Origin of the sequence: Streptomyces sp. CA-249302 (assembly GCF_050936785.1) — a bacterium.
Taxonomy (GTDB): Bacteria; Actinomycetota; Actinomycetes; order Streptomycetales; family Streptomycetaceae; genus Streptomyces.
Window position 1 is genome coordinate 5,136,906 of the sequence record NZ_JBNJMG010000001.1, and the last position, 24,572, is coordinate 5,161,477.

A 24,572-nucleotide genomic window follows, 5' to 3' on the forward strand; every position below is an offset into this window, starting at 1 on the left:
CTTACGCTGCGAGATCCCGCTCCTCCGATCCCACCGCTTCCGTCCTGGCCCCGGGAATCACCGCGTCCTGCCCAACCGCGGCCCGCCCCCGGGCCCGTACGAACCACCCGCCCCGCGGCGACCGTTCGACCGCCTTCATCAGCGGCGTCAGCAGCGCCATGGCGAGCGGCGACAGCAGCAGGGCGACCGCCGTCCCGAGCGCGAACCCACCGACCACGTCCGTCGGATAGTGCACACCCATGTACACCCGGCAGAACCCTTCGAGCAGCGCCAGCCCGATCCCGGCGATCCCGAACTTCCGGTTGGCGACGAACAGCCCGACCCCCAGGGCCATGGCGATCGTCGCGTGATCACTCACGAAGGAGTAGTCGGTCTTCCCGGAGACCAGGACGTCGATCCCCTGGTGGTCGAGGAACGGCCGGGGCCGCTCGACGAAGCCCCTTATCGGCACGTTCACCAGCACGGCGATCCCCGCGGCGAGCGGCGCCCACACCAGCGCGGCGACGGACGGCGCCGCCTCCTCGCCACCCCTGCGCCGCACGGACCACCAGCACCACACCACGAGCAGCACCAGGGCGAGCACGATCCCGTACTCCCCGACGTACTCCATGATCCGGTCGAACCAGTGCGGGGCGTCCTTGGCCAGGCCATTGATGTCGTAGAGCAGGTCGACGTCGGGGTTCGACCCGGATTCGGCGAGTCCAGCCATGGTGCTGCGGCCCCTTCGTCGTCTGCTCCCGGACGCGCTCGCGCACGTCCGCCTACCCACCCCCGTGGTTGTAGATCACGTCGTTAGAACACATCGTCGATGACTACGACAACAGGAACGCACGGTCCCGCTTGATACGTTCCACACTCCACCGAATGATCACGCAGACGTTATCGAAGAGAGACCCGTTCCCCCAGCTCAGGGGGTGGGTTCACGCTCAGCTCACACCGTCGTCGGCAACGCTTTCGCGCCATCTTCGGTGACCCGGGTCGCCCCGAAGTAGTCCGGCGTGTCGATCGGGTCGAAGCGGATCACGGCCCCCGTCCGAGGCGCGTCGATCATGTACCCGCCGCCGACGTAAATCCCCACATGCCGGATGGCCCGGGAGTCGGTGAGGTCGTCCGAGAAGAACACGAGATCACCGGGCAGCAGCTCGCTCCGCTTGGGATGCGGACCGGCGTTGTACTGATCGTTCGCCACTCGCGGCAGCGTCACCCCGACGCTCTCGAAGGCGGCCTTCGTCAGCCCCGAGCAGTCGAAACGCCCGTTGTCCGCGGCGGTCCCGTTCCCGCCCCACAGATAAGGCGTCCCGAGCTTCTTCTGCGCGTAGTAGATGGCCCCCGCCGCCTGCTTGCTGGGATCGACCCGGGTGACGGGCGCCGCGAAGCTCTCCTCCAGCGTCGTGATCGTCTTCACGTAGTTCCGGGTCTCGCTGTACGGCGGCACGCCCCCGTACTTGATCACCGCGTAGGCACCGGCGTTGTAGGAGGCGAGCATGTTTTCGGTCAGGTTCCCGGGTACGTCCTTCACGTACGAGGCGAGTTTGCAGTCGTACGACGCGGCGGACGGGATGGCGTCCTGCGGATCCCAGACGTTCTTCACACCGTCGCCGTTGCCGTCGATCCCGTGCGTGGCCCAGGTCCCCGGGATGAACTGAGCTATCCCCTCGGCGGCCGCCGCGCTCTTGGCGTTCGGGTTGAACCCGCTCTCCTGGTACAGCTGGGCGGCGAGCAGCGCGGGGTTGATGGCGGAGCAGAGGTTGCCCCACTTCTGCACGATGGCCGAATAGGCCGCGGGCACCGACCCCTTGGCGAGCGCCTTGGTGCCTCCGCCCACCCCGTTGACGAGGTTCCCGGCCACGACGTACACACCGACGACGAGCAGCATCACGAAGGACAGAGCCGAACCGACGGCGATGCCGCCGATGACCCATGCCTTACGCACCGTCAACCGCCCCTCGCAGCCCAGGAGTCCATAGCCCAGGTCAGTGTAGGGGCGGGGGCTGTGTTCCGGGGTGATCACGCAGGGGCGGAAACAGGTCAGAGCTCACCGGCGCGGCCGGGCTCAGGGATCGGCGGCAGCGTCCTTGTACAGCTCCGCCGCCTCCGTCCCGAGCACCACGCTGTACGAGATGTCGTCGGTGTTCCCGCCCTGTTCGTGCCCGCCGAGGATCCCCACGACCTGCTGGTCCCCGTTCACCCAGGGACTGCCGCTGGTACCGCCGCTGAGGTCGGGACAGTCGATGCGCTGCTGGGTAGGGCTGTGCGGGGTCGGCTTGTTGGTGCAACTGACCGGCACCTCGCGGGAGTTGGGATACCCGGTGACGGTGACGGCGGTGGCCCCGGTGGCCGTACCGGCGACGAACCGATTGCCCCCGACGACGTCCTCGACCCCGCGTCCGTCCTGGTCCTCGACCACGGCGAAGGCGACGTCGCTGTCCTCGTCCTGCCCCTTGGCCCACCCGTCGGGCAGGAACCGGCGCTTGACCTTCCACACCCCGTGGGGCGCCGTCCCGTCCCGGTAACCCGGCACGAACACGAGGTCCCCGGCGTCGTCCCCGTCCAGACAGTGCGCGGCGGTGACGATCAGATTCCGGTACGGGCCGTGCACGACGGAGGCGGTGCAGAAGTGCCCGCCGGCGAGCCTGTCGGCCCGGTCGGCGCCGAAGAGGGCTCCGATCCGGGCCGTCTGTCTGCCCACCGCGGCGACGGCGGTGACTCCGAAGGGCCCGGGCCCGTCGTCGGCGGCCGCGAGCGAGGCGGAGGTGAGGGCCGGCACGAGCAGGACGACGGCCGCGCACAGGGGGCTGGCGATCCGGCTGTTGACGCGTGAGGTGCGCTTCATCGGACCCCACTGTGTCCGACGAAGGTGAGAAACGGTCTGCCGTTCACTGAGATATCTCCGTGAACCGCCCGCTCCGCGGCTGGGAAGACGGCGGCGTGCCCGGCGACAGGGACATGACTGAACGGCCTCCGTTCCTCCCCGCTGCAAACCTCTCCGGCGTCGAATCCACCGTACGGCCCGCCCGGCCCATCCGCCTCCCGCGGCGTTGCGCCCCGGCCCGGGTTCTAGAACGTCGTCGTCATCCCCCCGTCCACCGCCATCGTCTGCCCCGTGACGAACGACGCCGCGTCGCTCGCCAGGAACACCACGATCCCCGCGACCTCTTCCGGCCGCCCCCAACGCCCCAGCGCGGTACGGCTCCGCAGCCACTGAGCCCACTCCGGGTCGTGCGCCAGCCCCGCGTTGACCTCGGTCGCGAACGGCCCCGGCGCGACCGAGTTCACCGTCGTCCCGGTCGGCCCCAGGTCCGCGGCCAGCGCCCTGGTCAGCCCGTCCAGGCCCGCCTTCGCCGCCGAGTACGCGACGTCACCGGCCCGGCCGAGGGTGCCGATGACCGAGGAGACGTTGATGATCCGGCCCGGCACGCCCCGTACCGCCAGACCCTGTGCGACCGTCCGGCTCAGTGCGTACGCCGAGGTCAGGTGCACGTCCAGCAGCCGGGCCAGCTCCTCCGGCGTCATCTCCGCCATGCCCCGCCGGTCCCGGTGCCCCACGTTGTTGACGAGCACGTCGACGTCCCCGAGCCCGGTCACCGCCTCCCGGGCCGCCTCCCGCTCGGTGACGTCGAAGGCGGCGGCCCCGACGTCGAGCCCCTCCTCGCGCAGCTTCCCGGCGGCCTCCGCAAGCGTCGCCGGATCACGCCCGTTGAGGATCACCCGCGCACCGGCCCGCGCCAGCCCGCGCGCCATCGCCAGGCCCAGCCCCCGCACCGAGCCGGTCACCAGGGCCGTACGCCCGTCGAGCCCGAAGTCCATGTGGCCGCCCATCCGCACGCCGCCTCCACTGAAACACTCGTTTCAGTTACGGTAACCCCGTGCCCCCGACACCGTCACCCCGCCGCACGGAACTCCTCGACGCCTGCTACGCCTACCTCCTCGACCACGGCCTCACGGGTCTGTCCCTCCGCCCCCTGGCCGCCGCCACCGGCACCAGCCCCCGCGTCCTCCTCTACCTCTTCGGCAGCAAGGACGCCCTGGTCCGCGAGCTCCTGGCCCGAGCCCGGCACGAACAGGTGGGTCTGATGGCCGAGGCGCTGGCGGACATGGGGGACGACAGCGGTCTCGAGGATCTGACCGACCGTCTCTGGGCCTTCCTCTCCTCCCCCGCCCAGCGCCCCATGGTCCGCGTGACCTACGAGGCCTTCCTGCTGTCCCTGACCCGCGACCCCGGCCCCTGGGCCGGCTTCGCCGGTGAGGCCGCGCGCGAATGGCTCGGCCTGCTGGTGCGGGCCCAGCCGGCCGACACCCCTCCCGCGCTCGCCGAGGCCCGCGCCACCCGCGCCCTCGCCCTCGTACGCGGCCTGCTCCTGGACCTGCTGGCCTGCGAGGAGCCGGACCGGGTGGCCGCGGCGATGCGTCCGCCGGTCCACCCGGTCACAGACGACGGACCCCGTCCGTCAGGGAGGTAGGAGAAGCCGACCCACACCCTTGAGGAGGGCGCACCATGGCACCTCTCGTCTCCAGCATCGAGATCTCCCGCCCGCCCGCCGAGGTCTTCGCCTACGTCACCGACCCGGCCCGCTTCGCGGAGTGGCAGGGCGACGTGGTGAGCGCACGGGCGGCGAGCGACGGCCGCACCTTCACGACCACCCGCCGTATCGGCCCGAAGGACCGCACCTTCAGCCAGGAGGTCACCGACTCCCGCCCGCCGTTCCACTGGTCCGCCCGCGGCCTGGACGGCCCCCTGCGCCCGTCGATGGACATGACGCTCGAACCCCTCGCCGACGGCACCGGCTCCCGCGTCACCTTCGCCCTCGACTTCGCCCCGCGGGGCATCGGCCTCGCGCTCCTCCCCCTGGTCCGCCGCCAGGCGGCGAAGGGAGCGCCGGTGAGCTACCGGAACCTGAAGCGGCGGCTGGAGAGCGGGGCCGCGTAGGGGCACGACGGGCCCCGGCGTCAGCGGACCGTCGCCCCGTGCAGCAGCTTCGCCGCCAGCCCCCTCAGCTGCACATGCTCACCGGCCGTCAGCGACGCGGTCAGCGCGCCGATCCGCTCGTCCATCTCCGCCTCGCCCCGCTCCGCGAGTTCCCGCCCGGCCGGTGTGAGGGTGACGAGCACGCCCCGGCCGTCGACCGGCGAGGGAATCCGCCGTACCAGTCCCCGCTTCTCGGCACGCCCCACCAGCCCGGTCATGGAGGACTTGTCCAGCCCCAGATGGCCGGCGAGTTCGAGCATGCCGGGCCGGCGGTCACGCAGGATGCCGAGCAGGCGGACCTGGACGAGGGAGAGGTCGTGCTCGGCGGCGACCCGGCCCAGCACGCTCTGGACCAGGAACGACAACTGGACCAGGGCGTCCACGGTGCTCTCCTGGACGTCGTCGCCTCTGTCACCGGTGGTCATGCAGGCCTCCTCCGCAGGATTTGGTTTGTGGCACAAACCTCTTGACCTAGTACGTGACACAAACTAGCGTCCTCGATAGTACGCGACACAAACCAAATCGCCGTACAGCCAAGTAGTACGCGCCACAAACCACCCGGCACCGCCCAACGGAGGCCCGTCATGCACGCAGCCGTAGTCCACTCCTTCGACACCCCGCCCCGGTACGAGACGACCGCCACCCCCACCCCGCACGGCGAGCACGAGATCCTCGTCGACGTCCTGGCCGCCGCACTCCACCCCCGGGTCCGTTCCGCCGCGAACGGTACGCACTACACCTCCGACGGCGCCCTCCCCCTGATCCCGGGCATCGACGGCGTCGGCCGCACCCCCGACGGCGAACTCCTCTACTTCGTCGCCCCGGACGACCACGGCACCATGGCCGAGCAGGCCGCCGTCGACCACCGGCGGGCCATCACGCTCCCCGCGGGCACCGAGCCGGCCGCCGTGAGCGCCGTGGCCGCCGCGATGAACCCGGCGATGTCCTCCTGGATCGCCCTGCGCCGACGCGTCACCCTCGACCCCGGCGCCCGCGTCCTCGTGCTGGGCGCCACCGGCAGCGCGGGCCGGCTCGCCGTGCAGATCGCCCGGCACCTCGGCGCCGGACACGTCGTGGCGGCCGGCCGTGATCCCGAACGCCTCGCCCTGCTCCCGGAGTTGGGCGCCGACGAGACCGTCTCCCTCCAGGGCGACCCCCAGCAGGCGGCCGAACGGCTCGCGGCCACCACCGCCCCCCAGGCCGACGTCGTCCTCGACTACCTCTGGGGTCCGGTCACCGAGCGGGCCATGCCCGCCCTCCTCACCGCCCGCACCGACCGCGCCAGGCCCCTCGCCTGGATCCAGATCGGCTCGATGGCGGGCCTGGAGCTCACCCTCCCCTCCCAGTACCTGCGCGCCGCGAACCTCCAGCTCATGGGCAGCGGCCAGGGCTCGGTCAGCACCGCCGGCATCCTCGCCGAACTCCCGTCCCTGGCCGAGCGGATCACCTCAGGAGCCTTCACCATCGACCCCGTGCCCTTCCCCCTTTCCGAGGTCGAGCAGGCCTGGAACGCGCCGACCGCCCCGGGCCGACGCATCGTCCTCACGCCCGGCGCATAGCCCTCGTCTCCGGTCGATCAACGCGCGTCAACCTGTGAGAGTCCTGTGCGCCGAGTCAAGGTGCCCCCAACCCCCCGCCATCCCACCGCCATTGATCCACAAACCCCCAACCCCCTTCAGTAATGCGGAAGTCAGAATTCCGAAACGCTCTTGTTTGTCGCGTACTCAACAAGCGATGGTCGGTGCGGGCCGCCGCCCCCACCGGGAACCTCACCGGTGGTCCCCCCACCCGCAGGCCTCTGTCAACCACTCCCAGGAGGCTGTACGTTGCGTACGGACACCCCCAACTCCCCCCACATATCCGGCAGATGGCGCCGCATCGGCTCGGCCGCCGCGGCCACCGCCGCACTCGTCCTGGCCGGCTTCGGCACCGCGGTCCACGCGAACGCGGCCACCGCCACCTCCCACAAGGTGAGCGCCGGGACCATCGCCGCGCAGGTGGCCAAGGCCCATGTGCAGTACGAGAAGGCCGGCTGCGGTGCGACCCCGAAGAAGGGGTTCGCCGCCTGTAACGCCCTCCGGGTCACCGGCGGCACCACCGCCTTCATGGAGAAGCAGGCCGCGCTCAAGGGGATCGCCCCCAAGACCATCAAGCCGAACGCCGCCACGGACGACCCGACCGGCTACGGCCCGACCGACATCCAGTCGGCCTACGGCCTGACCTCGGCCGCCTCCTCCGACGGCTCCGGCGAGACGGTCGCCATCGTCGACGCCTACGACGACCCCAACGCCGAGGCGGACCTGGCCACTTACCGCTCGTACTACGGCCTCTCCGACTGCACGACCGACAACGGCTGCTTCAGCAAGGTCAGTCAGACCGGCTCGACGACCTCGCTCCCCTCGGCCGACAGCGGCTGGGCCGGTGAGATCTCGCTCGACCTCGACATGGTCAGCGCGACCTGCCCGAACTGCAACATCCTCCTCGTCGAGGCCAAGTCGGCGTCCGACGCCAACCTGGGCACCGCGGTGAACGAGGCCGTCAAGCTCGGCGCGAAGTTCGTCTCCAACAGCTACGGCGGCTCGGAGTCCTCCTCCGACACCACGTACGACAGCTCGTACTACAAGCACGCGGGCGTCGCCATCACCGCGAGCGCGGGCGACGAGGGCTACGGCGCCGAGTACCCGGCGGCCTCCCGGTACGTGACCGCGGTCGGCGGCACCAAGCTGTCCAGCTCCTCCAACAGCCGCGGCTGGACCGAGAGCGTCTGGAAGACGTCGAGCACCGAGGGCACCGGCTCCGGCTGCTCCTCCTACGACGCCAAGCCCTCCTGGCAGACCGACACCGGCTGCACCAAGCGCATGATCGCCGACGTCTCCGCCGTCGCCGACCCGGCCACCGGAGTCTCGGTCTACGACTCCTACGGCGACGACGGCACCGGCTGGAACACCTACGGCGGCACCAGCGCCTCGTCCCCGATCATCGCCTCGGTGTACGCCCTCGCGGGCACCCCGGGCAGCAGTGACTACCCGGCCGAGTACCCGTACAACGCGGCCGGCACCTCCGCCCTCAACGACGTGACCAGCGGCAACAACGGCTCCTGCTCCACCGCCTACTTCTGCACCGCGGAGTCCGGTTACGACGGTCCGACCGGCTGGGGCACCCCGGAGGGCCTGGACGCCTTCACGGGCTGACAACAGCAGGTACGACCTCCCCGTCGGGTCACGGGGAGCCGCCCGAATGAGGAGTACGTGGGGTCTCCTCGGCGGCATGGAAAGGGAAACGGGTCACGGCAGCCGGCCGCGGCCCGTTTTCCCGTAGCGGGTAAGGTCCCCGGGACGCCGCCCAAGCCCAACTGACGACGCCCCGGGGGAAATAGCACCATGAAGCGCACGTTCGCCGTCCTGCTCGCCGTAGCCGCACTCAGCGCGCCGCTGACCGCGTGCAGCAAGTCGAAGCCCGTCACCGGCACCGTGGTCAGCAAGGACACGGACTACGAGTGCAAGACGAAGCGCAAGGGCACCAAGAAGACCCGCACCTGCCACACCGAGTACGAGCTGAACGTCCGCACCAAGGGCGGCAGCGAGGAAGAGGTCGACGTCAGCAGCAGCGCCTACGCCCTCTGCACGGAGGGTGCGGCCTACCCCAAGTGCAGCAGCCGCTAGCCAGCCCGCAATCCATGCAACTCCCTTGAGCCTCCTGTGCGTTGAGTAAAGGACTGAACCACGTTCAGTAAGCCGGAAGTCAGAATTCCGTAAGCCTCTTGTTGTCGCGTACTCAACAAGCGATGGTCTTGGCGGGCCGCCGCCCGCCGCCGGGGAACCCGTACCGACGGCATCGCACCCGCACCGCCCCTGTTCCACCCCATCAGGAACATCAGGAGGCTGCACGATGCGTTCCACTCCCCCCAACAGACCTTCGACGCACCGCGGTTGGCGCCGCGCGGGCTCGGCCCTCGCCGCCACCGCCGCACTGGTCTTCGCCGGCCTCGGCACCGCGGTACAGGCCGACGCGGCCGCCACCGCGTCCACCAAGGTGACCTACGTCTCGACCCCCTGTGCCACCCCCAAGCACGAGGGCGACCTCACCTGCAAGTCCTACCGGGTCACCGGCGGCCTCACCGCCTACCAGAAGATGCAGGCCGAGAAGACCGGCGTCACCCCCAAGGCGGCCGACGCGTCGACCCCCTCCGGCTACGGCCCCACCAACCTCCAGTCGGCCTACGGTCTGACCTCCGCGGCCTCCTCCAACGGCTCCGGTGAGACGATCGCGATCGTCGACGCGTACAACGACCCGAACGCCGAGTCCGACCTCGCGACGTACCGCTCGTACTACGGCCTCTCCGCCTGCACCACGGCCAACGGCTGCTTCAAGAAGGTCAGTCAGACCGGCTCGACGACCTCACTGCCCGCCGGCAACACCGGCTGGGCCGAGGAGATCTCCCTCGACCTCGACATGGCCTCCGCGATCTGCCCGAACTGCAACATCCTGCTGGTCGAGGCCACCAGCGCCTCCTACGCCAACCTGGGCACCGCGGAGAACGAGGCCGTGACGCTCGGCGCCAAGTTCGTCTCGAACTCCTACGGCGGCTCGGAGTCCTCCTCCCAGACCTCGTACGACACCTCGTACTACAACCACCCCGGCGTCGCCATCACCGTCTCCTCCGGTGACAGCGCCTACGGCGCCGAGTACCCGGCCACCTCCCGGTACGTCACCGCGGTCGGCGGCACCAAGCTGGCCACCTCCTCCACCACCCGCGGCTGGACCGAGACCGTCTGGAAGACATCCAGCACCGAGGGCACCGGCTCCGGCTGCTCGGCGTACGACGCCAAGCCGAGCTGGCAGACCGACACCGGCTGCACCAAGCGCATGGAGTCCGATGTCTCCGCGGTCGCCGACCCCGCAACCGGCGTCTCGGTCTACGACTCCTACGGCGTCACCGCCGGCTGGTACACCTTCGGCGGCACCAGCGTCTCCGCGCCGATCATCGCGGGCGTCTACGCCCTGGCCGGCACCCCAGCCAGCGGCACCTACCCGGCGCAGTACCCCTACGACTACGCGGGCACCTCGTCGCTCAACGACGTGACCAGCGGCAACAACGGCACCTGCACCACGTCGTACTTCTGCACCGCCACGACCGGCTACGACGGCCCGACCGGTTGGGGCACCCCGGAAGGCATCTCGGCCTTCGCCAACTGACAGGGTGACTGACACCACCTCAGAACGCCTGCGGGCCCCGGTTGCTGCCGGGGCCCGCAGGCCTTTTCTCCCCATCAACCGTGAGAACATCGTCTCGACCACTCACCCGACCGGCCGCCAGAATCGGCCCAGGTCATGGAAGGGGTCAACGACGGAACCACACGACAGGTTCCGCTCAGGCCTCATTGCCCGGCGTGACCTGCCGTGATACACAGAGTGACCGTACGTGCCATTCGTACGAAACCCGCCAATCAATGACGTCAAGTCGACATACGACGACGGCATTGTCGGCGACAATGACCCTGACCTCTGCACCGACGCAGAGGACACGAACGCGAACGCGAACCGGAACTACCCACCAGGGGCGGTGACTTACATGCTCTTTGCGGCCGACAAGGGAGACATCAACACCATCATCGGCGGGATCGCTCCGGACTGGGGCCCCTTCGGCAGCCTGGGCAACGAGGCCAAGGTGATGATCGAGGTCGTGATGGCGGTGGCCATCCTGCTCTGCCTCGGCATCGCGGTATGGGGCGCCGCCAAGCAGCGCATCGGCGCGACCGCCCTCCGCGACACCTTCAGCGCCGAACAGGGCAAGGGCCTCATCATCGCCGGCCTCACCGGGGTCTTCATCATCGGCTCCCTGGGCACGCTCTTCACCATCGTGTACGGCATGGCCGTCTAGCAGGCAGCTCTCTCCCCTCTACCCCACCCGCCCGTCGTGCCCACCGGCTGAGGTTGCGTTTCCCTGATGTCGAGTCACCACACCGCGCCCGCGCGGACCCCAGCACGGCTACCGTCGTATGTCTACGAGGTGGAGAGGGCGTACGCGGTATGAGTCTCGGAGACGAGCACGAGGCCTCCGGCGGTTACGGCGGCACGGGCCAGACCCGGACCAGGCTGCCCGAGGGCGCCGGCGACGTCTACGGCGGCGCCCGCCGCGGCGGCCGCTCGTCCTCACGCAGCCTGGTCACGGTGGTCGGCGTGGTGGTCCTCCTGATCGCCGCGATCGCCTTCGCGAACCGCGGCGACGACGACTCCACCTCCTCGACCGGAGCCAACGACAAGCCGGAAACGTCGACCACCGCAGCCAGCGGGACGAAGCCGGTCCAGTCCAAGGCGGCGGGAATTCCAGCGGGGTTCGCGCATGACCGGCAGGGGGCGCAGAGTGCGGCGACGAACTTCGCGGTGACGCTGGGTTCCACCGGCATGTTCACCAAGGACAGCCGGCACAGGATCGTCGACGCCCTCTACACGACCGCCGCGGCCGCGAAGTTGCAGACCGCCATGGACGGGGCCTACTCGACGGACTTCCTCGGCAAGTTGGGCCTCGACGCGAGCGGCAACCCGCCGCAGGGCAGCACGTTCGTCTCACGCGTCGTCCCAGTGGGCGCGACCGCCCAGCAGTACAGCGACAGCACCGCCAGAGTCGCGGTCTGGTATCTGGGGCTCATCGGCATGTCCGGGCAGAGCTCGACCGATCCCGTCAGCTCGACCTGGAAGACGTGGACGTTCGACCTCCAGTGGTCGGCCGGCGACTGGAAGATCGTCACGGACTCCCAGAAGGACGGCCCGGCACCGGTACCCGGAGACGACAAGGCCGCCTCCTCCGACGAGATCAGCAAGGCCATCCAGGAGTACGGAGGGTTCACGTATGCCCGGTAACCCGCACCGCGTCCTCAGGCTCGCCGGAGTCGTCACCGCCGTACAGACAGCCGCCGTGCTGCTGGCCACCCGTGCCGCGGCCGCACCGAGCCCCTCCCCTTCGCCGTCCAAGAGCAGCGACCCCTGCGATCTCATCGTCGGCGAGGCGAAGAAGTACTGCGAACGCGGCAACAGCGACTCGAGCACGGGCGGCTCCACCTCCGTGGACCCCACCTCCACCCTCGACCCCCTCTCCTCCCTCGCCAAGGGCTGCGCCGACGCCGCTTCCTGGACCATCGACAAGCTCAGTGACGCCGTCAAAGAGACCGCGAACGTCGACTTCACCAATCAGAAGTTCCTGCAGCAGTACGCCGTCGTCTTCGCCGCGTCCACGATCCTCACCCTCCTGCTGTGGCTCCTCGCCGTGGCCAAGCGCGCAGTCCGCGGTGTCCCCCTCACCACCGCCATCTCGGAAGCCGTCGGCTTCCTCTGGCTGACCGTGCTGGCGTCGGCCTTCACGCCCCTGATCCTGTACACCGTCGTATCCGCCGCGGACGGCGTCACCGACGTCCTCGCGAAGACCACCGGCGACCAGACCGACACCTTCTTCGGCACCTTCTCCGGCGCCCTCGACAAGAGCACCGACATCGGCGGCGGCCCCATCATGCTGATCGTCGTGTCGTTGGTCAGCATCCTCGCCGCGGGCGTCCTCTGGCTGGAGCTCGTCATCAGGGCAGCGCTCCTCTACGTCGGCGCCCTCCTCGGCACCGTCGTCTACGCCGGCCTCGTCGACAAGAACCTCTGGAGCCACGTCCGCCGCTGGGCCGGCATCATGATCGCGGTCATCCTGGTCAAGCCGATCATCGTGATCGTGCTGGGCCTGGCCGGCGCGCTGTCCAGCGAGAACGGCCCGGACTCCTTCTCCGCCGTCGTCTCCGGCCTCGCCATCATCCTGCTCGCCATCTTCGCCAGCGCGATGATCTACCGCTTCGTCCCCGGCTTCGGCGACGAGATCGCCAGCGGCCGCAACAACCGCATCATGCAGGGCGCCGAGGGCAAGGCCGCGGCCGTCATCAGCTCCCCCGCGACCATGGTCGCGCAGGGCATCAAGACCCACAGCGCCCGCTCGAACGACAACGGAGGCGGCGGCCAGTCGTCCTCCAACGGCGGCGCCCGCCCGAGCAACCCGGTCTCCGGCGGCGTGGCCGCACACAGCACCCGCACCCCGAACGGTGGTGGCGGCGGATCTGTCCCCTCCGCCGCACCCGCACCCCGTTCGTCGAGCCCGGTGAACACCCCGCACGCCGGCAACACCCGCAACAGCAGTACCAACCGCACGGGAGGTGAAGGGCGTTGACGACCGAGTCCCACCTGTCCCATCCGGTCACGCCCCGCCGTACATATCTCATCGGCCGCGCCAGGCCGAACGCGATCGTCGGCCGGAACCGCGAGTCCGGCGAGATCGCGCTCATCATCGGCGGCGCGTTCCTCGGCATGATGTGCGGGCTCCTGGTCCCCGTCCTCTCCCTGCGCATCGTGCTGCTGATGGGCTTTCCGCTGCTGGCGCTGATGGCGGTCTACGTGCCGTACAAGCACCGCACGTTCTACAAGTGGTTCGAGATCAACCGCAGTTACAAGCGCACCCTGAAGCAGGGCACCCTGTACCGCAGCGGGGTCATGGAAGCCGGTACGCGCCTCGACGGCCGTGAGGTCGAGGTCGGACCGCCCCCCGGCATCGGCCGCATCACCTGGCTCGCCGCCCCCTTCGGCCCCGACGAGATCGCCGTACTCCTGCACGCGGACCGCAGGATGGTGACCGCCGCCATCGAGATCGAAGGCCCGGGCGTCGGCCTGCGCGACTCCGAGGACCAGGAAGCCCTCGTCGACCGCTTCGGCACCCTCCTCAAGCACGTGGCCAACGGCGACGGCTTCGTCACCCGCCTCCAGATGCTCGCCCGCACGCTGCCCGCCGACCCGGACGCGCACGCCAAGGACGTCGCCCTGCGCGGCGACGAGAAGTCACTGGGCTGGCTCCAGCAGTCGTACGACCAACTCCAGTCCATGGTGTCCACCAGCAGCGAGCAGCACCGCGCCTATCTCGTCGCCTGCATGCACTACACCCGCGAACTCGCCGCCGAGGCACAGGCAATGGCCCGCGCGGCGCGCCCGCAGGCCGGGCGGAAGGTGGACCGGGACGCCGGTCTCGCGGTCGTCATGGCCCGCGAGCTGACCGACATCTGCTCGCGCCTCCAGGAGGCCGACATCCGCGTACGACAGCCGCTGGGCCAGGGCCGTCTCGCCTCCCTCATCCATTCCATGTACGACCCCGACCACCCGATCGACCACATCCAGGCGATGACCCAGCGCAACGCCTGGCCGGCCGAACTCGACGCCATGGAGCCGACGTTCCTCCAGGCGAAGACCCGGGAGTCCAGCACCCGCGCGCCCTGGTGCCACGCCACGGCCTGGGTGAAGGAGTGGCCGATGACGCCCGTCGGCGTCAACTTCCTGGCGCCCCTCCTCGTCCACACCCCGGACGTCATCCGCACGGTCGCCGTCACGATGGACCTCGAGCCCACCGAGGTCGCCATCGAGCGCATGCTGACCGAGAAGACGAACGACGACGCGGAGGCCTCCCGCGCCGCCAAGATGAACCGCACGGTGGACCCGCGCGACATCGCCGCCCACAACCGCCTCGACCAGCGCGGAGAGGACCTCGCGAGCGGCGCGGCCGGCGTCAACCTGGTCGGCTACATCACCGTCTCCTCCCGCAATCCCGAGGCCCTGGCCCGCGACAAACGCACCATCCGCGCCTCGGCCGGAAAGTCGTACCTGAAGCTGGAGTGGTGCGACCGCGAGCACCACCGGTCCTTCGTGAACACGCTGCCGTTCGCCACCGGAATCCGAAGGTAGGGGCTGATTCGCTGATGCGGGATCCGCTGTCCGTCCTCACCGACGCCTTCACGTCCTTCCTCTTCGGCAAGGTCGAGACGACCCGCCTGCCGGTACGCACCTCGACGGGCCAGGCCCAGGCGGTCTACCTGCCCACGGCCGCCCCCGGGCTGGGCGACTCCGGCGTGATCATCGGCCGCGAGGTCTACTCCGGCAAGGGCTACATCTACGACCCCTTCCAGCTCTACGGCCAACAGCTCCCGGCCCCCCACTGGCTGGTCCTCGGCGAGTCCGGAAACGGCAAGTCGGCGCTGGAGAAGACCTATGTCCTACGGCAGTTGCGCTTCCGCGACCGACAGGTCGTCGTCCTGGACGCGCAGGGCGAGGACGGCGTCGGCGAATGGAACCTGATCGCGGAGGAGTTGGGGATAACCCCCATCCGCCTGGACCCGATGGCCGCGTTGGACCACGGGATCCGCCTCAACCCGCTGGACCCCTCGATCACCACCACCGGCCAGCTGGCGCTGCTGCGCACCATCATCGAGGTGGCGATGGGCCACGGCCTCGACGAGCGCTCGGGCTTCGCGCTGAAGGTCGCGCACGCCTACGTCAACGAGACGATCGTCGAACGCCAGCCGATCCTCACCGACATCGTCGAGCAACTACGGCACCCCGAGCCGGAGTCGGCCGAGGCGATGAACGTCGACATAGAGGACGTGCGGGCCTGGGGCCTGGACGTCGCCCTCGTCCTGGACCGGCTGGTCGACGGTGACCTGCGCGGCATGTTCGACGGCCCGACCACGGTCGGCATCGACCTCGACGCGCCCCTCATCGTCTTCGACCTGTCCCACATCGACCGCAACTCCATCGCGATGCCGATCCTGATGGCGATCGTCGGCGTGTGGCTGGAGCACACCTGGATCCGCCCCGACCGGAAGAAGCGCGTCTTCCTGGTCGAGGAGGCCTGGCACATCATCAGCAGCCCCTTCGTGGCCCAACTCTTCCAGCGGCTGCTGAAGTTCGGCCGACGGCTGGGTCTGTCCTTCGTGGCGGTCGTCCACCACCTGTCCGACGTGGTGGACGGAGCGGCGGCGAAGGAGGCCGCGGCGATCCTGAAGATGGCCTCCACCAGGACCATCTACGCCCAGAAGGCGGACGAGGCGAGGGCGACGGGACGCGTGCTCGGCCTACCGCGCTGGGCCGTCGAGATCATCCCGACGCTCACCCCCGGCATCGCCGTCTGGGACGTCAACGGCAACGTCCAGGTCGTCAAACACCTGGTCACCGAGACGGAACGCCCCCTGGTCTTCACCGACCGCGCGATGACCGAGTCCTCCCGCGACCTCGACCTGAACGACGACGCCCTGCGCGCCGCCGAACTGGAGGCGGAGGAGCGGGCGGCGGCGTTCGTGGAGCAGCACCTGAGCGACTACGACGGCTCGTCCGAATCGACGGTGGCGTAGCGGGAGGCGGACGTGGTGAGACGGGACGACCGGAGACGGGACGACCGTGAGAGCCAGGGCGGCATCCCCGACGGGCTCCTGATCGGCATACTCGCCTTCCTGCTCGGCATGACCCTGCTGGTCTGGTCGGCGACGGGGCTGGCGGGCCTGTTCTCGAAGGGCTCCTGGCCGGACGCGGTCACCTTCACCCACACCCCGCTGGCCATGCGCCACCTCATCGGCCAACCGCACGACATCGCGGGCGCCTGGCCCGCCACCCCCGACAGCCAGCTCTCCGGATACGGCCTGTTCTGGGGCCTGTTCATCGGACAGCTGATGGTGCTGTTCGTACTGACCGTGTTCGTGATGGGCACCTTCGCCCGGTGGCGGGCGGGACGGGCCCGACGGCGGCTGGCACACACGGTCGCGGACGCGACGGAACCGATGCCCCGGCCGACGCCGACGGAGGCGCACGAGGTACCGGTCCCGCGAGCCGAGCCCCTCCTCCCCGAGCCCCTTCTCTCCGACCCGCAGGCACCGAACGGGCACGAGTCCCCCGTCCTGGCCGGCAGGACCGGCGGATGGGACCGCGCCGAAGGCGTGGTGCACTACGGCCCACCCGCGACCCGCCACACCACCGCGACCCAGGCCGTACGCGACGCGGAAGGCCCCGCCGTCGTGGTCACCTCGAACCCGGCCGTCTGGTCGGACACCAAGGACGCCCGCACCAAACTGGGCCCGGTCCACCTCTACGACCCCGCCCATCTCTGCGACACCCCCGCCCGCCTGCACTGGTCCCCCACCGCAGGCTGCGAGGACAAGGAGACGGCGACCTCACGGGCCGCCGCCCTGCTCGCCCCCATCCGCCCCACGGCCAAGCTCGACCAGGCCCTGTCGGCGACCGCGGAAACGCTCCTGCGCTGCTACCTGCACGCCGCCGCCGTGGACGGCCGCACCATCCGCCACGTCCACCGCTGGTCCCAGGGCACCCAGGTACAGGACGCGGTCCGCGTCCTCCGGACGAGCCCCAAGGCCGCAGCCGGCTCCGCGGGCGAACTCGAGGCCGCGCTCACCGCCCACCCCGAACGCCGGGACATGGCCCAGGAGTTGACGAGCCGAGCCCTGTCCGCCCTCTTCACCGTCAACATCCGAGAGGCGTGCACACCAAACCGAACCGATGCACTCGCCTTGGATTCCTTCGTCGACGAAGGGGGCACGCTTTATGTAGTGGGGGAGTCCATCGAGGACCCCAGGACCAATCCAGGCGCGATGCCCCTCCTGACGGCCCTCGTCTCCAGCGTGGTCGAGCGTGGCCGCCGCATGGCCGAACGGTCATCCGCCGGTCGCCTCGACCCACCACTGACGCTCGTCCTCGACGACGTCGCCGCCGTGGCTCCGCTTCCCCAGCTCCCGGAGCTGCTGGCCACCGGAGCGGACCGGGGCCTGCCGACCCTGGCCCTGCTCCGCTCCCGCGAACAGGGCCGCACCCGCTGGCCGCACGACGAACTGCCGGTGTAGTACGTCAGCCGACCTCACGCTCGACGGCGAGCTCCAGCTCCACCTCCGCCGTTCCCTCCCCCACCGGAACGGTCACGCCCGTCGCCACGAACCCGACCTTCTTGTACAGCCGTTGAGCCCGCCCGTTGTGCTCGTGCACGATGAGCCGGACCCGCTCGACACCCCGCGCCCAGGCCCACTCCAGACCGGCGTCGAAGAGCACCTCGGTGAGCCCGATGCCACGGCAGTCGGGCCGCACGAACACCCCGACGACATGCCCCTGCTTCCGATCCACCGCGATACCGGCCCAGTCCGTGGTCCCGGCCTCCTCGATCAGCACGGTCAGCGTCCCGACCCACTCCCCGTCCGGCCCCTCGGCGACGATCTGCTGCGCACTCAGCGCACCCTCGGCACCGCCGGCGGCCCGCTCCTGCCAGAAGGAGTCGGGATGGGCCATGGCCTGCTCGTACGTCTCCAAGAAGGCGAGGTGCGCCACCGGATCCCGCAGAGCGGCAAGCCGCAGCGCCTTCACCTCGGCCCACTCGCCGGCCCGTATGGATCGGATCTTGTAGTTCATGCCAGCAACGGTAGCCGAACGCAGAAAACCCCCGTACCAATTATCGGTACGAGGGTTTTCTCAAAATTTGTTCGGCGGCGTCCTACTCTCCCACAGGGTCCCCCCTGCAGTACCATCGGCGCTGTAAGGCTTAGCTTCCGGGTTCGGAATGTAACCGGGCGTTTCCCTCACGCTATAACCACCGAAACACTATGAAACTCGACCGGAAAACAACACGGTCGTTGCCTCAGAACTAACACAGTGGACGCGAGCAAATATGGACAAGCCCTCGGCCTATTAGTACCGGTCACCTCCAGCAGTTACCTGCCTTCCAGATCCGGCCTATCAACCCAGTCGTCTACTGGGAGCCTTACCCCATCAAGTGGGTGGGAATACTCATCTCGAAGCAGGCTTCCCGCTTAGATGCTTTCAGCGGTTATCCCTCCCGAACGTAGCCAACCAGCCATGCCCTTGGCAGAACAACTGGCACACCAGAGGTTCGTCCGTCCCGGTCCTCTCGTACTAGGGACAGCCCTTCTCAATATTCCTGCGCGCGCAGCGGATAGGGACCGAACTGTCTCACGACGTTCTAAACCCAGCTCGCGTACCGCTTTAATGGGCGAACAGCCCAACCCTTGGGACCGACTCCAGCCCCAGGATGCGACGAGCCGACATCGAGGTGCCAAACCATCCCGTCGATATGGACTCTTGGGGAAGATCAGCCTGTTATCCCCGGGGTACCTTTTATCCGTTGAGCGACGGCGCTTCCACAAGCCACCGCCGGATCACTAGTCCCGACTTTCGTCCCTGCTCGACCCGTCGGTCTCACAGTCAAGCTCCCTTGTGCACTTACACTCAACACCTGATTGCCAACCAGGCTGAGGGAACCTTTGGGCGCCTCCGTTACTCTTTAGGAGGCAACCGCCCCAGTTAAACTACCCATCAGACACTGTCCCTGATCCGGATCACGGACCCAGGTTAGACATCCAGCACGACCAGACTGGTATTTCAACGACGACTCCCCCCGAACTGGCGTCCGGAGTTCACAGTCTCCCAGCTATCCTACACAAGCCGAACCGAACACCAATATCAAACTGTAGTAAAGGTCCCGGGGTCTTTCCGTCCTGCTGCGCGAAACGAGCATCTTTACTCGTAGTGCAATTTCACCGGGCCTATGGTTGAGACAGTCGAGAAGTCGTTACGCCATTCGTGCAGGTCGGAACTTACCCGACAAGGAATTTCGCTACCTTAGGATGGTTATAGTTACCACCGCCGTTTACTGGCGCTTAAGTTCTCAGCTTCGCCACACCGAAATGTGACTAACCGGTCCCCTTAACGTTCCAGCACCGGGCAGGCGTCAGTCCGTATACATCGCCTTACGGCTTCGCACGGACCTGTGTTTTTAGTAAACAGTCGCTTCTCGCTGGTCTCTGCGGCCACCCCCAGCTCACACTGCAAGAGTGATCACCGGTGATGGCCCCCCTTCTCCCGAAGTTACGGGGGCATTTTGCCGAGTTCCTTAACCATAGTTCACCCGAACGCCTCGGTATTCTCTACCTGACCACCTGAGTCGGTTTAGGGTACGGGCCGCCATGAAACTCGCTAGAGGCTTTTCTCGACAGCATAGGATCATCCACTTCACCACAATCGGCTCGGCATCAGGTCTCAGCCTTGTGTGATCCGGATTTGCCTAGATCACGGCCTACACCCTTACCCCGGGACAACCACCGCCCGGGCTGGACTACCTTCCTGCGTCACCCCATCACTCACCTACTACAGGTCTGGTCCGTCGGCTCCACCACTCCCCTTTACCCGAAGGCTCCGGGGCGGCTTCACGGACTTAGCATCGCCTGGTTCGATGTTTGACGCTTCACAGCGGGTACCGGAATATCAACCGGTTATCCATCGACTACGCCTGTCGGCCTCGCCTTAGGTCCCGACTTACCCTGGGCAGATCAGCTTGACCCAGGAACCCTTAGTCAATCGGCGCACACGTTTCCCACGTGTGAATCGCTACTCATGCCTGCATTCTCACTCGTCAACCGTCCACAACTCGCTTCCGCGGCTGCTTCACCCGGCAGACGACGCTCCCCTACCCATCACAGCCTCCGTTGGGAGTATTGCTGCAATGACACGACTTCGGCGGTACGCTTGAGCCCCGCTACATTGTCGGCGCGGAATCACTAGACCAGTGAGCTATTACGCACTCTTTCAAGGGTGGCTGCTTCTAAGCCAACCTCCTGGTTGTCTGTGCGACTCCACATCCTTTCCCACTTAGCGTACGCTTAGGGGCCTTAGTCGATGCTCTGGGCTGTTTCCCTCTCGACCATGGAGCTTATCCCCCACAGTCTCACTGCCGCGCTCTCACTTACCGGCATTCGGAGTTTGGCTAAGGTCAGTAACCCGGTAGGGCCCATCGCCTATCCAGTGCTCTACCTCCGGCAAGAAACACACGACGCTGCACCTAAATGCATTTCGGGGAGAACCAGCTATCACGGAGTTTGATTGGCCTTTCACCCCTAACCACAGGTCATCCCCCAGGTTTTCAACCCTGGTGGGTTCGGTCCTCCACGAAGTCTTACCTCCGCTTCAACCTGCCCATGGCTAGATCACTCCGCTTCGGGTCTTGAGCGTGCTACTAAAACGCCCTGTTCGGACTCGCTTTCGCTACGGCTACCCCACCCGGGTTAACCTCGCAACACACCGCAAACTCGCAGGCTCATTCTTCAAAAGGCACGCAGTCACGAGAACACAGCAAGCTGTGTTCCGACGCTCCCACGGCTTGTAGGCACACGGTTTCAGGTACTATTTCACTCCGCTCCCGCGGTACTTTTCACCATTCCCTCACGGTACTATCCGCTATCGGTCACCAGGGAATATTTAGGCTTAGCGGGTGGTCCCGCCAGATTCACACGGGATTTCTCGGGCCCCGTGCTACTTGGGTGTCTCTCAAACGAGCCGCTGACGTTTCGACTACGGGGGTCTTACCCTCTACGCCGGACCTTTCGCATGTCCTTCGCCTACATCAACGGTTTCTGACTCGTCCTGCCGCCGGCAGACGACAGAAGAGAGATCCCACAACCCCGTATACGCAACCCCTGCCGGGTCTCACACGCATACGGTTTGGCCTCATCCGGTTTCGCTCGCCACTACTCCCGGAATCACGGTTGTTTTCTCTTCCTGCGGGTACTGAGATGTTTCACTTCCCCGCGTTCCCTCCACTTGCCCTATGTGTTCAGGCAAGGGTGACAGCCCATGACGACTGCCGGGTTTCCCCATTCGGACACCCCCGGATCAAAGCCTGGTTGACGACTCCCCGGGGCCTATCGTGGCCTCCCACGTCCTTCATCGGTTCCTGGTGCCAAGGCATCCACCGTGCGCCCTTAAAAACTTGGCCACAGATGCTCGCGTCCACTGTGCAGTTCTCAAACAACGACCAGTCGCCCATCACCCCAAGCCATCGGCTCGAGTTCACTGGGGCCGGCATCGAGGGAATTCATTCCCTCAGACACCCAACAGCGTGCCCGGACCGGTCCCGCCCGGAGATCATGCTTTCCACGCCCCCGAGAGGGCAGTACTCACAGCCTCCGACCCGTGAACCGGACCGAATAATCAACGTTCCACCCATGAGCTGACCACCGCAGGACATCTGCCCGCGTAGTGGCTCTGGCCGCCTTGCGGCAGCTAGATGCTCCTTAGAAAGGAGGTGATCCAGCCGCACCTTCCGGTACGGCTACCTTGTTACGACTTCGTCCCAATCGCCAGTCCCACCTTCGACAGCTCCCTCCCACAAGGGGTTGGGCCACCGGCTTCGGGTGTTACCGACTTTCGTGACGTGACGGGCGGTGTGTACAAGGCCCGGGAACGTATTCACCGCAGCACTGCTGATCTGCGATTACTAGCAACTCCGACTTCATGGGGTCGAGTTGCAGACCCCAATCCGAACTGAGACCGGCTTTTTGAGATTCGCTCCACCTCACGGTATCGCAGCTCATTGTACCGGCCATTGTAGCACGTGTGCAGCCCAAGACATAAGGGGCATGATGACTTGACGTCGTCCCCACCTTCCTCCGAGTTGACCCCGGCGGTCTCCTGTGAGTCCCCATCACCCCGAAGGGCATGCTGGCAACACAGAACAAGGGTTGCGCTCGTTGCGGGACTTAACCCAACATCTCACGACACGAGCTGACGACAGCCATGCACCACCTGTACACCGACCACAAGGGGGCGACCATCTCTGGCCGTTTCCGGTGTATGTCAAGCCTTGGTAAGGTTCTTCGCGTTGCGTCGAATTAAGCCACATGCTCCGCTGCTTGTGCGGGCCCCCGTCAATTCCTTTGAGTTTTAGCCTTGCGGCCGTACTCCCCAGGCGGGGAACTTAATGCGTTAGCTGCGGCACCGACGACGTGGAATGTCGCCAACACCTAGTTCCCACCGTTTACGGCGTGGACTACCAGGGTATCTAATCCTGTTCGCTCCCCACGCTTTCGCTCCTCAGCGTCAGTAATGGCCCAGAGATCCGCCTTCGCCACCGGTGTTCCTCCTGATATCTGCGCATTTCACCGCTACACCAGGAATTCCGATCTCCCCTACCACACTCTAGCTAGCCCGTATCGAATGCAGAACCGGGGTTAAGCCCCGGTCTTTCACACCCGACGTGACAAGCCGCCTACGAGCTCTTTACGCCCAATAATTCCGGACAACGCTTGCGCCCTACGTATTACCGCGGCTGCTGGCACGTAGTTAGCCGGCGCTTCTTCTGCAGGTACCGTCACTTGCGCTTCTTCCCTGCTGAAAGAGGTTTACAACCCGAAGGCCGTCATCCCTCACGCGGCGTCGCTGCATCAGGCTTCCGCCCATTGTGCAATATTCCCCACTGCTGCCTCCCGTAGGAGTCTGGGCCGTGTCTCAGTCCCAGTGTGGCCGGTCGCCCTCTCAGGCCGGCTACCCGTCGTCGCCTTGGTGAGCCGTTACCTCACCAACAAGCTGATAGGCCGCGGGCTCATCCTTCACCGCCGGAGCTTTCAACCCCCACAGATGCCTGCAGGAGTGGTATCCGGTATTAGACCCCGTTTCCAGGGCTTGTCCCAGAGTGAAGGGCAGATTGCCCACGTGTTACTCACCCGTTCGCCACTAATCCCCACCGAAGTGGTTCATCGTTCGACTTGCATGTGTTAAGCACGCCGCCAGCGTTCGTCCTGAGCCAGGATCAAACTCTCCGTGAATGTTTTCCCGTCATCGGGATTACACACACGAGAGCGGAACCACCGGAGGAATGATCCGGCAGTTCACAGCGTCCTCGCTGTGTTTTGTTTCAAAGGAACCTCGTCCCGACCATGATGATCGGAGACGGGGTATCAACATATCTGGCGTTGATTTTTGGCACGCTGTTGAGTTCTCAAGGAACGGACGCTTCCTTTGTACTCACCCTCGCGGGCTTTCCTCCGGGCTTCCCTTCGGTCTTGCGTTTCCGACTCTATCAGATCCTTTCGGCGTCTGATTCCCAGTCAGCGGGAGTTGCCTTCCCGGCCGTTGGGCCGTTCCGACGTCTCAAACCTTAGCGGATCCTCTCGGCGATTCCCAATCGGGCCGCCGAGCTCCAATTCGAATTGAATTCGGGCATGCCGAAATCGACCCGGTTGGGAGATCGTGCTGATGGTTTGGGTGCCGCTCACGCGGCGGGAGGTGTTACCGAAGAACCGTTACGGCTCCGTGGCAACCCGGAGAACTTTACGGATCCCGGAGGGGCCTGTCAAGCACCCCTTGTCAAGATCTTTTAGTCCAGGTCGCTGAGGCGGCCGCCGGCGTCCGGCTGTGCGTGCTCCACCCTACGCAGGAGGCGGGTGAGGACGTCGCCCAGGCTGGTGCGCTCCTCGGCCGAGAGGTCCTGGAGGAGGTCCTCCTCGAAGACCGTGGCCATCCGCATCGCCTCCAGCCACTTCTCGCGGCCCTCCGCGGTCAGCTCCACGATCACACGGACGCGGTTGGACTCGTCGCGCTCCCGCGTCACCAGACCCTCCGCGACCATGCGGTCGATCCGGTGGGTCATCGCGGCCGGCGTGAGGCCGAGGCGCTTGGCGAGGTCGCTGGGGCCCAGACGGTAGGGGGCGCCGGAGAGGACGAGGGCCTTGAGGACCTCCCACTCGGCGTTGCTGATGCCGAGCGCGGCGGTCTGGCGGCCGTAGGCGACGTTCATCCGGCGGTTGAGGCGGGACAGCGCCGAGACGATCTGCTCGACCTGGGGGTCGAGGTCCCGGAACTCGCGCTGGTACGCGGCGATCTGCTCGTCGAGGGTCGGCTCCGGGACGCCGGCTGTGTCGGCCATGGGCGCAGTATCGCACGCAGTCCCTTTGCTTTGAAGTCCTTGATTATGTACTCT

General features: G+C 67.1%; 19 protein-coding genes and 3 rRNA genes. 12 read left to right on the forward strand and 10 right to left on the reverse strand.

The window, feature by feature from the left end:
- Position 1 precedes the first annotated feature (1 nt).
- The 4 genes from ACQEWB_RS23055 to ACQEWB_RS23070 form a co-directional block, all read right to left on the reverse strand.
- Positions 2-709: a phosphatase PAP2 family protein gene (locus tag ACQEWB_RS23055; RefSeq protein ID WP_432833957.1), complete on the reverse strand. Its 708-nt coding sequence runs from the start codon at positions 707-709 to the stop codon at positions 2-4.
- 222 nt (positions 710-931) lie between these two features.
- Positions 932-1,939, reverse strand: coding sequence for an NlpC/P60 family protein (locus ACQEWB_RS23060; protein WP_432843957.1), 1,008 nt, complete (start codon positions 1,937-1,939; stop codon positions 932-934).
- Between the two features lie 114 nt (positions 1,940-2,053).
- Positions 2,054-2,833: a trypsin-like serine peptidase gene (locus ACQEWB_RS23065; RefSeq protein WP_432833959.1), complete on the reverse strand. Its 780-nt coding sequence runs from the start codon at positions 2,831-2,833 to the stop codon at positions 2,054-2,056.
- Between the two features lie 224 nt (positions 2,834-3,057).
- A complete protein-coding gene (locus tag ACQEWB_RS23070; RefSeq protein ID WP_432833961.1) occupies positions 3,058-3,819 on the reverse strand; it encodes an SDR family oxidoreductase in 762 nt (253 codons plus the stop codon).
- 47 nt (positions 3,820-3,866) lie between these two features.
- On the opposite strand from ACQEWB_RS23070, the gene ACQEWB_RS23075 reads away from it, so the two are divergent.
- Entirely contained in the window at positions 3,867-4,460 is a 594-nt protein-coding gene (locus tag ACQEWB_RS23075) for a TetR/AcrR family transcriptional regulator (protein ID WP_432833963.1), read from the forward strand.
- Between the two features lie 35 nt (positions 4,461-4,495).
- A complete protein-coding gene (locus ACQEWB_RS23080) occupies positions 4,496-4,927 on the forward strand; it encodes an SRPBCC family protein (protein WP_432833965.1) in 432 nt (143 codons plus the stop codon).
- Between the two features lie 20 nt (positions 4,928-4,947).
- Here the strand turns inward: ACQEWB_RS23080 and ACQEWB_RS23085 are convergent, their stop codons facing one another.
- Positions 4,948-5,391: a MarR family winged helix-turn-helix transcriptional regulator gene (locus ACQEWB_RS23085; protein ID WP_432833967.1), complete on the reverse strand. Its 444-nt coding sequence runs from the start codon at positions 5,389-5,391 to the stop codon at positions 4,948-4,950.
- Positions 5,392-5,550: 159 nt separating this feature from the next.
- Here ACQEWB_RS23085 and ACQEWB_RS23090 point away from each other — a divergent pair, with 159 nt between their 5' ends.
- From ACQEWB_RS23090 to ACQEWB_RS23135, 10 genes are all read left to right on the forward strand, one after another.
- A complete protein-coding gene (locus ACQEWB_RS23090) occupies positions 5,551-6,525 on the forward strand; it encodes a quinone oxidoreductase family protein (protein WP_432833969.1) in 975 nt (324 codons plus the stop codon).
- 267 nt (positions 6,526-6,792) lie between these two features.
- The gene (locus ACQEWB_RS23095) at positions 6,793-8,157 is read left to right on the forward strand and encodes a S53 family peptidase (RefSeq protein WP_432833971.1); all 1,365 of its coding nucleotides are present in this window, start codon (positions 6,793-6,795) and stop codon (positions 8,155-8,157) included.
- Positions 8,158-8,346: 189 nt separating this feature from the next.
- Positions 8,347-8,628, forward strand: a complete 282-nt coding sequence (locus tag ACQEWB_RS23100; protein ID WP_432833973.1) for a hypothetical protein — start codon at positions 8,347-8,349, stop codon at positions 8,626-8,628.
- 226 nt (positions 8,629-8,854) lie between these two features.
- The gene (locus ACQEWB_RS23105; protein ID WP_432833975.1) at positions 8,855-10,162 is read left to right on the forward strand and encodes a S53 family peptidase; all 1,308 of its coding nucleotides are present in this window, start codon (positions 8,855-8,857) and stop codon (positions 10,160-10,162) included.
- Between the two features lie 376 nt (positions 10,163-10,538).
- Entirely contained in the window at positions 10,539-10,847 is a 309-nt protein-coding gene (locus ACQEWB_RS23110) for a hypothetical protein (protein ID WP_014673544.1), read from the forward strand.
- Positions 10,848-10,996: 149 nt separating this feature from the next.
- Positions 10,997-11,827, forward strand: a complete 831-nt coding sequence (locus ACQEWB_RS23115; protein WP_432833978.1) for a hypothetical protein — start codon at positions 10,997-10,999, stop codon at positions 11,825-11,827.
- Entirely contained in the window at positions 11,817-13,163 is a 1,347-nt protein-coding gene (locus ACQEWB_RS23120) for a hypothetical protein (RefSeq protein ID WP_432833980.1), read from the forward strand. Before ACQEWB_RS23115 ends, ACQEWB_RS23120 begins: the two co-directional genes overlap by 11 nt.
- Positions 13,160-14,719, forward strand: coding sequence for an SCO6880 family protein (locus tag ACQEWB_RS23125; protein WP_432833982.1), 1,560 nt, complete (start codon positions 13,160-13,162; stop codon positions 14,717-14,719). The genes ACQEWB_RS23120 and ACQEWB_RS23125 overlap by 4 nt, the downstream gene beginning before the upstream one ends.
- A gap of 14 nt (positions 14,720-14,733) precedes the next feature.
- Positions 14,734-16,161 carry an ATP-binding protein gene (locus ACQEWB_RS23130; protein ID WP_432833984.1) on the forward strand — a complete coding sequence of 476 codons (1,428 nt, stop codon included), beginning with the start codon at positions 14,734-14,736 and terminating at the stop codon, positions 16,159-16,161.
- Positions 16,162-16,176: 15 nt separating this feature from the next.
- The gene (locus ACQEWB_RS23135) at positions 16,177-17,658 is read left to right on the forward strand and encodes a TraM recognition domain-containing protein (protein ID WP_432843959.1); all 1,482 of its coding nucleotides are present in this window, start codon (positions 16,177-16,179) and stop codon (positions 17,656-17,658) included.
- 4 nt (positions 17,659-17,662) lie between these two features.
- Here the strand turns inward: ACQEWB_RS23135 and ACQEWB_RS23140 are convergent, their stop codons facing one another.
- The 5 genes from ACQEWB_RS23140 to ACQEWB_RS23160 form a co-directional block, all read right to left on the reverse strand.
- Positions 17,663-18,214 (reverse strand): GNAT family N-acetyltransferase, encoded by a 552-nt coding sequence (locus tag ACQEWB_RS23140; RefSeq protein WP_432833986.1) that lies wholly within the window; start codon positions 18,212-18,214, stop codon positions 17,663-17,665.
- 69 nt (positions 18,215-18,283) lie between these two features.
- A 5S ribosomal RNA gene (gene rrf / locus ACQEWB_RS23145) occupies positions 18,284-18,400 on the reverse strand.
- 70 nt (positions 18,401-18,470) lie between these two features.
- Positions 18,471-21,590: ribosomal RNA gene (locus tag ACQEWB_RS23150) — 23S ribosomal RNA — on the reverse strand.
- A gap of 302 nt (positions 21,591-21,892) precedes the next feature.
- Positions 21,893-23,418 (reverse strand): 16S ribosomal RNA (locus tag ACQEWB_RS23155).
- Together the 16S, 23S and 5S rRNA genes form the textbook arrangement of a ribosomal RNA operon.
- Positions 23,419-23,969: 551 nt before the next feature.
- Positions 23,970-24,518: a MarR family winged helix-turn-helix transcriptional regulator gene (locus ACQEWB_RS23160; RefSeq protein ID WP_432833988.1), complete on the reverse strand. Its 549-nt coding sequence runs from the start codon at positions 24,516-24,518 to the stop codon at positions 23,970-23,972.
- Positions 24,519-24,572 lie beyond the last annotated feature (54 nt).

What these genes read in the sequence shown, in the direction of transcription:
- ACQEWB_RS23055 (WP_432833957.1), bottom strand. Translation starts at nt 709, where the DNA reads ATGGCTGGACTCGCCGAATCCGGGTCGAACCCCGACGTCGACCTGCTC.
- ACQEWB_RS23065 (WP_432833959.1), bottom strand. Translation starts at nt 2,833, where the DNA reads ATGAAGCGCACCTCACGCGTCAACAGCCGGATCGCCAGCCCCCTGTGC.
- ACQEWB_RS23070 (WP_432833961.1), bottom strand. Translation starts at nt 3,819, where the DNA reads ATGGGCGGCCACATGGACTTCGGGCTCGACGGGCGTACGGCCCTGGTG.
- ACQEWB_RS23080 (WP_432833965.1), top strand. Translation starts at nt 4,496, where the DNA reads ATGGCACCTCTCGTCTCCAGCATCGAGATCTCCCGCCCGCCCGCCGAG.
- ACQEWB_RS23085 (WP_432833967.1), bottom strand. Translation starts at nt 5,391, where the DNA reads ATGACCACCGGTGACAGAGGCGACGACGTCCAGGAGAGCACCGTGGAC.
- ACQEWB_RS23090 (WP_432833969.1), top strand. Translation starts at nt 5,551, where the DNA reads ATGCACGCAGCCGTAGTCCACTCCTTCGACACCCCGCCCCGGTACGAG.
- ACQEWB_RS23100 (WP_432833973.1), top strand. Translation starts at nt 8,347, where the DNA reads ATGAAGCGCACGTTCGCCGTCCTGCTCGCCGTAGCCGCACTCAGCGCG.
- ACQEWB_RS23105 (WP_432833975.1), top strand. Translation starts at nt 8,855, where the DNA reads ATGCGTTCCACTCCCCCCAACAGACCTTCGACGCACCGCGGTTGGCGC.
- ACQEWB_RS23110 (WP_014673544.1), top strand. Translation starts at nt 10,539, where the DNA reads ATGCTCTTTGCGGCCGACAAGGGAGACATCAACACCATCATCGGCGGG.
- ACQEWB_RS23115 (WP_432833978.1), top strand. Translation starts at nt 10,997, where the DNA reads ATGAGTCTCGGAGACGAGCACGAGGCCTCCGGCGGTTACGGCGGCACG.
- ACQEWB_RS23120 (WP_432833980.1), top strand. Translation starts at nt 11,817, where the DNA reads ATGCCCGGTAACCCGCACCGCGTCCTCAGGCTCGCCGGAGTCGTCACC.
- ACQEWB_RS23130 (WP_432833984.1), top strand. Translation starts at nt 14,734, where the DNA reads ATGCGGGATCCGCTGTCCGTCCTCACCGACGCCTTCACGTCCTTCCTC.
- ACQEWB_RS23140 (WP_432833986.1), bottom strand. Translation starts at nt 18,214, where the DNA reads ATGAACTACAAGATCCGATCCATACGGGCCGGCGAGTGGGCCGAGGTG.
- ACQEWB_RS23160 (WP_432833988.1), bottom strand. Translation starts at nt 24,518, where the DNA reads ATGGCCGACACAGCCGGCGTCCCGGAGCCGACCCTCGACGAGCAGATC.